At 71.3% G+C, this 3,059-nt stretch carries 1 protein-coding gene; it reads left to right on the top strand.

Translation table 11 applies throughout. From position 1 onward, the window contains the following. Positions 1–3,059, top strand: a 3,059-nt coding sequence (locus H0H10_RS23090; protein ID WP_188182990.1) for an AMP-binding protein, incomplete at both ends; no start/stop codon positions are given.

The following is a 3,059-nucleotide window of genomic DNA, read 5'->3' as shown; positions in this document are numbered from 1 at the left end:
CTGGCCGGCAAGGTCGTCGTCGCCGGCGAAGCACTCCCGGGTGCCCTCGTCGAACGCTGGCGACAGATCCTCGGCGACGGGAAGGTCCTCAACGAGTACGGGCCCACCGAAGCCACCGTCGGCACCTGCGTCTTCCCGCTCGTGGACGAGTTCGACGGCGTCGTACCCATCGGCCGGCCCCTGCCCAACATGACCATGCGCGTCCTGGACACCCACCTCCAGCCCGTCCCCGTCGGCGCCGTGGGCGAACTGTTCGTCGGCGGCACCGGCGTGGCCCGCGGCTACGTGGGTGACCCGGCCCGCACCGCCGACAAGTTCGTCCCGGACGTATACGGTCCGGCGGGCAGCCGCATGTACCGCACCGGCGACCTCGCTCGCCGGCGGCACGACGGAGCCGTCGAGTTCCTGGGCCGCATCGACGACCAGGTCAAGATCCGCGGCTACCGCATCGAACTCGGCGAGGTGCGCGCCGCACTCGTCGCCCGACCCGGCATCACCGACGCGGCCGTGATCGTGTCCGAGCAGGACCAGCGCCTGATCGCCTACGTCGTCGGCGAGGTCCCCGACCTGGCCGACGCCCTGCCGGACTACATGATCCCGTCCGTCTTCATGCAGGTGGACGCGATCCCGCTCACCGCCAACGGCAAGCTCGACCGCCGCGCCCTGCCCGACCCGGACCAGACCGCCACGGACACCTACGTCGCCCCCCGCACCCCCGCCGAGGAACGCATCGCCGCGATCTGGAGCAAGGTGCTCGGCGTGGAACGGATCGGTGTCGAGGACAACTTCTTCGACCTCGGCGGACACTCGATCAAGGCCATCGCCCTCGTCGGCGCCCTGCGCGCCGAAGGCTTCGAAGCCGCCGTACGCGACGTCTTCCAGCACCGCACCGTCGCCAACCTCGCCGCCACCCTCACGGCCGGCGGCAAACCCACCGATGCCTACCGGCCCGTGGAACCGTTCGCCCTCATCGCCGACGAGGACCGCGAGCGCCTGCCCGACGGACTCGTCGACGCCTACCCGTTGGCGCAGGTCCAGCTCGGCATGCTGGTCGAAATGCTCGCCGACGACGGGCGGAACAAGTACCACAACACGACGACGTTCCGGATCAAGGACGGCCGGCCCTTCGACGTGGACGCCCTCCGCCGCGCCGGACGGTCCGTGGTGGAGCGGCACGAGATGCTGAGGGCGTCCTTCGACCTCGACGCCTTCTCGGTGCCTCTTCAGCTGATCCATGCGACGGCGGAACTCCCCGTCACCGTGCTCGATCTCCGTGGCAAGAGCTTCGAGCAGCAGGCCGAGGCGCGCCGGGCCCACATCATCACCGAGCGGGCCACCGCTTTCCAGCTCGACCGGGCCCCGCTGCTCCGCGTCTCGGCGCTGGTCGAGTCCGACGAGGCGTGGTGGCTGTCGGTCAGCGTCTGCCACCCGATCACGGAGGGCTGGAGCCACCGCACCCTCCTCAGCGACATCGTCGAGGGCTACCTGCGCCTTCGCGCCGGCGAGGAGCTGCGCGAAGCCACGGTGCCCGGCGTCCGGTACGCGGACTTCGTCGCGGCGGAGCAGGCATCGCTCGACTCCGAGGAGGACCGCTCCTACTGGCGCGGCGTCCTCGCCGACCACGCCAAGTTCGAACTCCCGGCCGGCTGGGGCGACGCCGAGCCCGCCGGCCGAGCGGTGACCGTGCAGGTGCCGCTCGGTGACCTCACCACGGCACTGCAGTCCGCGGCACGCACCACGAGCACCTCACTCAAGGCAGTCCTGCACGCGGCCCACCTCAAGGTGATGAGCCAGCTCACCGCCGAGGACTCCTTCTGCACCGGCCTCGTCTCCAGCGGCCGGCCCGAGGTCGAGGGCGCCGAGAAGGTCTACGGCATGTACCTCAACACGGTCCCCTTCGCCCACCGGCGCGGCGCCCGCACCTGGGCCGAACTCATCCACCAGGTCTTCGACCGGGAGACCGAGCTGTGGCCGCACCGCCGCTTCCCCATGCCGGTGATGCAGCGGGAGCTGGGCGACGGTACGCGACTCCTCGACGTCCGCTTCAGCTACCTCGACCTCTCCGACGCCCAGGCCGACAGCGACCTCGTCGACGCGGACTCCGGGGACGGCGAGGGCGCCACCGAGTTCGGACTGGCCGTCGCCGCCCGCGGCAGCGGACTGCTGCTCACCGCGGACCCGGCGGTCCTCGGCCGGGCGGCGGTGGACCGGCTCGCGGCGATGTACCGGGCGGTGCTGGAGTCCATGGCCGCCGGCGTGGACGGTGACGCCCGCGAGACCTTCCTCCCGGCAGGCGAACGCGAGCGGGTACTGACCACCTGGAACGACTCCGCAGTCCCGGTGCCGCCGCGCTCCGTGCCCGAGTTGATCGCGGACCAGGTCGCACGGCACCCGGACGCGGTGGCGGTCGAGTCGGGCGGCACGGCGGTGTCATTCGCGGAACTGGACATCCGGGCGAACCGTCTCGCCCACCGGCTGCGTGAGGCGGGCGTGAGGCCCGAGTCGTCGGTCGCGGTACTGCTGGACCGGTCGGCCGACCTGGTCGTGGCACTGCTGGCGGTATGGCGTGCGGGGGCCGGCTACGTGCCCATGGACCCGGTACTGCCCGCAGGCCGGATCGCGGGCATGGTCACAGACGCCGGCGTGCAGGTGGCGGTGACGTCCACCGCGTACACCGACCGCTTCGACGTACCGGTCGTACGAGTGGACGGGGACCTGACCCACCTGCCGGACACCGCACCCGAAGTGCCCGTGGACCTGGACTCGGTGGCCTACACCGTGTTCACCTCCGGCTCAACAGGCCGCCCCAAGGGCGTGCAGGTCTCCCACCGCAACCTGGTCAACCACATCGACTGGGCCGTACGCGACCTCACCACCGCCGGCACCGGCGGCGCACCCGTCTTCTCGTCGGTCGCCTTCGACCTGGTCATCCCGAACGTATGGGCCCCCCTCGCAGCCGGACAGCGCACCTGGCTCCACAACGGCGAACTCACCGACCTCGGCACCGCACTGACCAAGGCCGGGCCCTTCTCCTTCATCAAACTCACCCCCGGCCACCT

Source organism: Streptomyces griseicoloratus (assembly GCF_014534645.1).
GTDB lineage: Bacteria > Actinomycetota > Actinomycetes > Streptomycetales > Streptomycetaceae > Streptomyces > Streptomyces griseicoloratus.
This window is presented reverse-complemented; position numbering and strand designations above follow the sequence as displayed.